The sequence below is a fragment of the Ancylobacter lacus genome, assembly GCF_018390635.1.
Classification (GTDB): Bacteria; Pseudomonadota; Alphaproteobacteria; order Rhizobiales; family Xanthobacteraceae; genus Ancylobacter; species Ancylobacter lacus.
Genome location: NZ_JAHBGE010000071.1, coordinates 1 through 7,569, shown reverse-complemented (window position 1 = coordinate 7,569; position 7,569 = coordinate 1). Strand labels below are relative to the sequence as shown.

The window sequence follows — 7,569 nt, the reverse complement described above, 5'->3', positions numbered from 1 at the left end:
TGCTGGCCGGATGACGATTGGAAACCCGGCCGGATGAACGTCGGAATCTGCAATCGGGTCCGGCAGATCGTCGACCGTTCCCTCGTGATGGGCGAAGAAATCCTTGAATTCGTTCCGCCGCCCGTTCCGCACGGCCTCGGCGAGATCGCCGCTGAAATCGCAGAAGAACGGGAACGGCGTCGCCAGCTCGGCCTCCTCTCCCATGAAGAAGAGCGGAATCTGCGGCGAAAGCATCAGGACGAAGCGCAGCAGCGCGGTTGCCTCGGGCGTGGACGAGCTGACCAGCCGGTCGCCCAGCGGGCGGTTGCCGATATGATCATGGTTCTGCACGAAGGCGACGAAGGCATCCGGTGGCAGATGCGCCGAAGGGGTGCCGCGCGGGTGCCCGCCCGCGTCGGGATAAGGCTCGCCCTGAAACACGAAGCCCTGCGCCAGCGCCCGGCCGAGATCGGCGAGCGGGTCGACCGCATAGGGTGCGTAATAGCCGGCCGCCTCGCCGGTGGCGAGGTGGTGCAGCACATGGTGCCAGTCGTCGTTCCACTGCGCGGTGTAGAGCGCGCCGTCGCGCTCCAGCCAGCGGGCGACATTGTCGTGGTTCTCCAGAACCAGCCAGGCGTCGCGGCGAACCCGGCGGCAGCCTTCGGCCAGCTCGCGCAGAAAGGTGCCGGTGCCTCGCGTGGCGAACGCATGCACAGCGTCGAAACGAAGCCCGTCGAAACCATAGCGCGCCAGCCACTGCTGGGCGCTCTCCACAAAGAAGGCCCGCACCAGCGGGTTCTCGAGGTCGACGGCGGGACCCCACGGGGTGTCGACATCCTGCCGGAAGAAGGCCGGCGCATAGAGCGGGAGGTAGTTCCCCGACGGGCCGAAATGATTGTAGACGACGTCCAGCATGACGCCGAGGCCCCGCTCGTGGGCGGCGTCGACCAGCGCCCTCAGGTCCTCGGGCGTGCCATAGGCGCGGTCGGGGGCATACAGCAGAACGCCGTCATAGCCCCAGTTCCAGCGCCCAGGGAAATCCGCCACCGGCAGCAGCTCGATTACGGTGAAGCCGGCGTCTCGGTAATGGTCGAGCCGGTCGATCAGGGCGCGGAACGTGCCCTCCGGCGTGGCGGTGCCGACATGCACCTCGGCGATGATCGCCTCGCTCCAGGGCCGGATCGCGAGCTCCGGCGTCGGGGCAAGCGGCGCCGTGACGAGGCTCCAGCCCTCCACATCTTCCCGCTGGGCGCGGGAGGCAGGGTCCGGCACGTCATGGCCGCCGACGCGGAACATATAGGCCGTGCCCGGCCCGGCGCCGGGCACATGGCACTCGAAAATGCCTTCGGCGCCGCGGCGCATCGGTACCGGCTCGGCACCTTCGACCAGAAGGTCGACCCCGGCCACGCCGGGTGCCCAGAGCCGGAACAGGGTTCCATCGGCGCGCAGAAGCGGCCCGAACCGGGAGGAGAGGCTCGCCTCATTCATTCGCGCCACTCCCACACGGTGAGCGCCCGGGCGGGCATGGTCAGGGTCTCGCCCGCCTCCAGCGTGCGGCCCTCATGCTCGCCGGCGGTGCCGAGAATGGCCTCCCAGTGGCCGGACGAAACCGGCGGCGCGGTGAACGGTACCTCGACATGCGAGGCGTTGAGCATGACCACGAGCGAGGGCTCGTCCGCCGTCGCGGGAGCGAGGCGCACCGTCAGGCACTTGTTGAACGGATCGGCCCAATCCTGGTCCTTCATCCGCTCGCCGGTGGAGGAAAACCAGCTCACATCCGGCTGCCCCATCTCGTTGCGGATGCCGGTGAGGAACTCGGGCCGCGAGAGCGCGCTGCGGCTTTTCCGCAGGGCGCTGAGACGCGCGACGAAGTCGGTCAACTCCGGCTCCTCGTGGCTCCAGTCCACCCAGCCGATCTCGTTGTCCTGGCAGTAGGCGTTGTTGTTGCCGCCCTGCGAGTTGGAGCGCTCGTCGCCCCCCAGCAGCATCGGCACGCCCTGGGAAAGGAACAGCGTGGCGAGCAGGTTCTTCTTCTGCCGCAGCCTCAGTTCGCGAATGGCGGGATCGTCGGTCTCGCCCTCGACGCCGCAGTTCCAGCTGCGGTTGTCGTCGTGCCCGTCATTGTTGTTCTCGCCATTCGCCTCATTGTGCTTCTCGTTGTACGAGACGAGATCGTGCAGGGTGAAACCGTCGTGAGCGGTGATGAAGTTCACGCTCGACCAGGGTCGGCGCTTGCCCTCGGAGAAGATGTCCTGCGAGGCCGCGAAGCGGGTCGCGAAGCTCGGCAGCAACCCTTCCGAACCGCACCAGAAGTGGCGGACAACGTCGCGGTAATCGCCATTCCACTCGGAGAAGCCGGGCGGGAAGGAGCCGAGTTGATAGCCGCCCTGCCCGATATCCCACGGCTCTGCGATGAGCTTTAGCCCGCCGAGGGTGGGGTCCTGAAGAATGGCGTTGAAAAAGGCATGGCTGGGATCGAAGCCGGTGGGCCGGCGCCCCATCGTCACGGCGAGATCGAAGCGGAAGCCGTCGATTCCATAAAGACTCGCCCACATCCGCAGGCTGTCCATCACCATCTGCAGCACGCGGGGGTGATCGGTGTTCACCGAATTGCCGCAGCCGGTCATGTCGTCATAGTAGCGCGGCTCGCCCGGCATAAGCCGGTAGTAGGACTTGTTGTCGATGCCGCGGAAGGACAGCGTGGGACCCAGATGGTTGCCTTCGCAGGTGTGGTTGTAGACCACGTCGAGAATGATCTCGATGCCGGCCTGGTGCAGCCGGTCGACCGCCTCCCCGATCGATTCCAGCCCGCCCTCGCCGAGATAGCGCGGCTCCGGGGCGAAGAAGGAAAGGGTATTGTAGCCCCAGTAATTGGAGAGGCCGCGGTCGACCAGATGGCGGTCCTGGGCGAAGGCGTGCACCGGCAGCAGCTCGATCGCGGTCACGCCGAGCCGGGTGAGATAGTCAATCACCTCCGGGGTGCCGAGAGCGGAAAAGGTGCCGCGGATCTGCTCGGGCACCAGAGGATGGCGCATGGTCAGCCCGCGCACATGGCCTTCATAGATGATCGCCTTGTGCCACGGCACGCGTGGGTGAGAGGTGGTGACGAGGGGGTTGCCGGAGACCACGCGCGCCTTCGGCATGAAGGGTGCGCTGTCCCGGTCGTCCTTGACGAGGTCGGCACCCTCACCGACACCGATGGTGTAGCCGTAGAGCGCATCGTCCCAGCGGATGTTGCCGACCAGCTCCCGGGCGTAGGGGTCGAGCAGCAGCTTGCTGAAGTTGAAGCGATGTCCTTCCAGCGGTGACCAGGGACCGGACACCCGCCAGCCATAGACCTGCCCGCGCCCGACCCCGGGGAGATGGCAGTGCCACACGCCGTTGGTGCATTCGCGAAGCGGGATGCGCTCCTGCTCCGTTTCGCCGTAGCGGTCGAACAGGCAGAGCGTGACGCCGTCGGCATTGTCGGAGAAGATCGCGAAATTGGTACCGGTCTTGTCGACCGTGACGCCAAGAGGGAACGCGTAGCCGGGATCGACTCGTCTCATTTGGGAGGAGGCTCCGAGGGGGTGCGATGATGCCCGTCAGCAACACCTCCGGAGCACCCGGCGTTCCACCGCCCGCGTTATTTTTCGGCGGGCGGTGGGGAGCCGACGCGACGTCGTCAGCTCGCGGCGCGCATGTTCAGCTTGGATTCCGCGAGTTTGGTCAGCTTGGCGTCGGTCGCCTTTTCCTCGTCGAGGTTGCGCTGGAGAACCCCGGCGCAGTCGGTGCGGCCGAGCTGCCGCGCCCATGCGATGAGCGTGCCGTAGCGCGTGATCTCATAGTGCTCGACCGCCTGAGCGGCCGCCGCCAGCGCGGCGTCCAGCACCTCCGTGTCGGCGATTTCGCCGGAAATCTCCTCGGTCTCGGAAATGATGCCGTCGATCGCGGGGCAGGTCACCGTCTTGGCCTCGGCGCCGTGCATGCGGAACACCTCCTCCACCCGCAGCACATGCTGCTCGGTCTCCTGGAGGTGCTGGCGGAAACCGGCCTTGAGGGTGGGATCGCTCGCCTTTTCGATCATCTCCGGCAGCGCCTTCAAAATGCGCTTCTCGGCATAGTAGATATCGCGCAGCGTGTGGACGAACAGATCGTCCATCGTCTGGATGTCCTTGGAAAAGAAACCCATGTTCGTTCCTCCTTGAATGGTATCTCAGTGTCGGAAGGGTCAGGGTGGCCCACTCGACAGATGTCGAACCAACAAAGCAGCCGTGCCCGCGTTCCCGCTTGCCGAAACGGCACGAGCGAAGCTTGAACCGGAGCGGTATTATCTGGTGCGCGAACGAGAACGCCTTGCGTCCGCACCCCACGCGATTAGGTTCGCTGCAAGCTTCACCGGAAACCTCCCATGCCGATTTCGCGAAGTGCCTTTCTGCGCTCGACCCTGATGCTCATGACGGTCGGGCTCGGCGCGCTGGCCGTGGTGGTCGCCACCACCATCTGGCTGGTCGGCCGCACCCAGGACTATTTCGAGACCGTGGTGCAGCTCCGCCAGGCCCGCGGTTCAATCGTCGAGCTGCGCTCCCAGCTTCAGGATGCCGAAACCGGCCAGCGCGGCTTCCTCCTTACCCGGCAGGAATCCTATCTCGCCCCCTATGTGCGGGCGAAGGAGGTGCTGCCGGTGCAAATCGAGATCGTGCGCCAGCGGCTGGGCGGGCGCGACGCGCCGGAACTGGGGCAGCTCACCGACATCATCGGGCGCAAGCTGGCGGAGATGGACCGCACGATCGAGCTTACCCGTGCCGGCCGCCCGGACGAGGCGCTCGCCGTCGTTGAGACCGACACCGGCAAGCAGCTGATGGATCAGGCCCGCGCGCTGCTCGCCAGCCTGGTGACGAACACCGAGACACGGCTGAACCAGCAGGTCGAGGACCAGAATGCCAACGCGCAGGCGCTGTGGTGGGTCGTGGTGCTTGGCGCGGGGATCATCCTCGTCGTCACGGGGCTGGGCGTTTGGGCGATCGGCAACTACACCCGGGAACTGGCGGCCGCGCGCCGGGAGGTCGAGGAACTCAATCTCGGTCTCGAGCAGCGGGTGCAGGAGCGCACCGTCGACCTCGCCCGGGCCAATGAGGAGATCCAGCGCTTCGCCTATATCGTGACCCACGACCTGCGCGCGCCGCTTGTCAACATCATGGGCTTCACTTCCGAGCTGGAGACGAGCCTCACCCCGCTGCGCAGCTACATCGAAAAGCTCGATCCGCCACCGGCGGACCCCGATTTCGCCGAGGCGAAGCTCGCCGCGACCGAAGACCTGCCGGAAGCGCTGAGCTTCATCCGCTCCTCCACCCGCAAGATGGACGGTCTGATCAACGCCATCCTCAAGCTCTCGCGCGAGGGCCGGCGCGTGCTGAAACCGGAGAGCGTGGACCTGAAAGGGGTAGTGGAGGCTTCCTCCAACGCCATCATCCACCAGGTCGCGGCAGCCGAGGGGGAAATGACCCTCGACATGAAGACCGGCCCGATCATTTCCGACCGCATGGCGCTGGAACAAATCATCGGCAACCTGCTTGATAATGCGGTCAAGTACCGCCGGAAGGACGTGCCGCTGCGCATCGCCGTGCGGACACGACGCACGGAGAAGCAGAGGGTGCTGATCGAAATCGAGGACAACGGCCGCGGCATCGCCAATCAGGACCATGAACGCGTCTTCGAACTGTTCCGCCGCTCCGGCACGCAGGATCAATCCGGCGAGGGCATAGGTCTGGCGCATGTGCGTACTCTGGTACGCACGATCGGCGGAGAAATAACTCTTGCTTCCCAGCTTGGAAAAGGCACCACTTTCTCTATAAGCCTGCCGCAGGACATGCGAAAGGCGACGGGGAGTATTGCCGCGTGAGCACCGAAGCCATCTCGGTTACCATTCTCATGATTGAGGATGACGAAGGCCACGCCCGCCTCATCGAGCGCAACATCCGCCGCGCCGGCGTAAGCAATCCCATCATGCCCTTCACCAACGGCACGGCGGCGCTGGAGTTCCTGCTCGGCGCCGACGGCTCCGGCCGCGACAGCGCCGGCCGCCACCTGCTGATCCTGCTCGACCTCAACCTGCCGGACATGACCGGCATCGAGATTCTGGAGAAGGTGAAGAACAATCCCCACACCCGCCGCACCCCGGTCGTCGTGCTCACCACCACCGACGACAGCCGCGAGATTCAGCGCTGCTACGACCTCGGTGCAAATGTCTACATCACCAAGCCGGTGAACTACGAGAGCTTCGCTCACGCGATTCGCCAGCTCGGCCTGTTCTTCTCGGTGATGCAAGTGCCGGAAACGGCCTGATGCCTTCAAGCGTCCTGCGGGTTCTCTACATCGACGACGATCCCGCACTTGCCCGGCTGGTGGAAAGGGCGCTCGGACGCCGCGGCTACCATGTCGAGCATGCCGGAGATGCGGAGACGGGTCTCGATCGGCTGCGCGGCCGTAACGACATCGACGTCATCGCCCTCGACCATTTCCTGCCCACCGGCACCGGGCTCGACGTCCTTGCCGCGCTCCAGCAATGGGAAACCCCGCCGCCGGTGGTTTATGTCACCGGCTCGGCGGAGACCCATGTGGCGGTGCAGGCGCTGAAAGCGGGGGCGTTCGATTATGTGCCGAAGACCGTCGAGGCCGATTTCTTCGAACTGCTCGGCAGCGCCATCGACCAGGCCGTCGAGAAGGCCCGGCTGATCCGCGCCCGCGACGAGGCCGAGCGGGAGGTACGCGAGGCGCGGGACCGCGCCGAGATCATGCTCGCGGAAGTCAACCACCGCGTCGCCAACAGCCTCGCCATGGTCGCCGGGCTCGTGCGGCTGCAGTCCAACGCCATCACCGATCAGGCCGCCAAGGCGGCGCTGGCCGAGACCCAGGCCCGTATCCTCGCCGTGGCCGGAGTGCACCGTCGGCTCTACACCTCGCCGGATGTGCGGGTCGTGGAGATCGACGAATATCTCAAGAGCCTCACCGACGAGATCGCGGCCTCCATGCGCGAGGCCGGCTATCGCGCCCATATCCGCACGGAGGTGGCCCCGGTGCAGGTGCCGACCGACCGCGCCGTCTCGGTCGGCGTGATCGTCACCGAACTCGTCACCAACGTGTTCAAATACGCTTACCCTCCCGGCGAAGGAGGCGAGGCCCGGGTAAAGCTGGAGGCGCTGCCGGACGGGGTTGCCCGCCTCGCGGTGGAGGATGACGGCATCGGCTGGCGCGGCGAGGGCAAACCGCAAGGCACCGGCCTCGGCAGCCGCATCGTGCGGGCGATGGCCGGCAGCCTCGGCGGCTCGCTGATCTATGACGAGATCGACCGCGGCACCCGCATCTCGATCGACTTTCCGGTGCTGCGGGCCTGACACGGCAGGACGGCCGGCCCTGCTGCGCCGGCCGGGCGGAGCCGCGGTGCGGCGCCGGCGGCCATCGCCTGTCATAACAATCTATCGCGTTACCGTGAGCGCCAAAGAAAGCAGCGATGCGGCCCGGGACAGGATGATGCGAATTTCCATCCGATGATGATGTATACCCCGACTCCGTAGAATCCCGGCAAATAGCTGCGAAGGCTTGCGGAATCGG

The 7,569-nt window shown here is 66.0% G+C and carries 6 protein-coding genes; 3 read left to right on the top strand and 3 right to left on the bottom strand.

Annotated elements, in window-relative coordinates:
• The 3 genes from treZ to KHC27_RS17130 form a co-directional block, all read right to left on the bottom strand.
• The coding region (treZ, locus tag KHC27_RS17140; RefSeq protein ID WP_213340618.1) for a malto-oligosyltrehalose trehalohydrolase at positions 1-1,467 on the bottom strand (1,467 nt) is incomplete at its 3' end.
• A complete protein-coding gene (glgX, locus tag KHC27_RS17135) occupies positions 1,464-3,527 on the bottom strand; it encodes a glycogen debranching protein GlgX (RefSeq protein ID WP_213340617.1) in 2,064 nt (687 codons plus the stop codon). The genes glgX and treZ, both read right to left, overlap by 4 nt.
• Before the next feature lie 116 nt (positions 3,528-3,643).
• Positions 3,644-4,150, bottom strand: a complete 507-nt coding sequence (locus KHC27_RS17130) for a YciE/YciF ferroxidase family protein (RefSeq protein WP_213340616.1) — start codon at positions 4,148-4,150, stop codon at positions 3,644-3,646.
• A gap of 219 nt (positions 4,151-4,369) precedes the next feature.
• Here KHC27_RS17130 and KHC27_RS17125 point away from each other — a divergent pair, with 219 nt between their 5' ends.
• The 3 genes from KHC27_RS17125 to KHC27_RS17115 are packed head-to-tail and all read left to right on the top strand — an operon-like array spanning position 4,370 to position 7,352.
• Positions 4,370-5,860, top strand: a complete 1,491-nt coding sequence (locus tag KHC27_RS17125; protein WP_213340615.1) for a sensor histidine kinase — start codon at positions 4,370-4,372, stop codon at positions 5,858-5,860.
• A 29-nt stretch (positions 5,861-5,889) separates the two neighbouring features.
• On the top strand, positions 5,890-6,303 hold the full coding sequence (locus tag KHC27_RS17120; protein ID WP_213340619.1) for a response regulator: 414 nt from the start codon (positions 5,890-5,892) through the stop codon (positions 6,301-6,303).
• Positions 6,303-7,352, top strand: coding sequence for a sensor histidine kinase (locus KHC27_RS17115; protein WP_213340614.1), 1,050 nt, complete (start codon positions 6,303-6,305; stop codon positions 7,350-7,352). The genes KHC27_RS17120 and KHC27_RS17115 overlap by 1 nt, the downstream gene beginning before the upstream one ends.
• Positions 7,353-7,569: the final 217 nt, after the last annotated feature.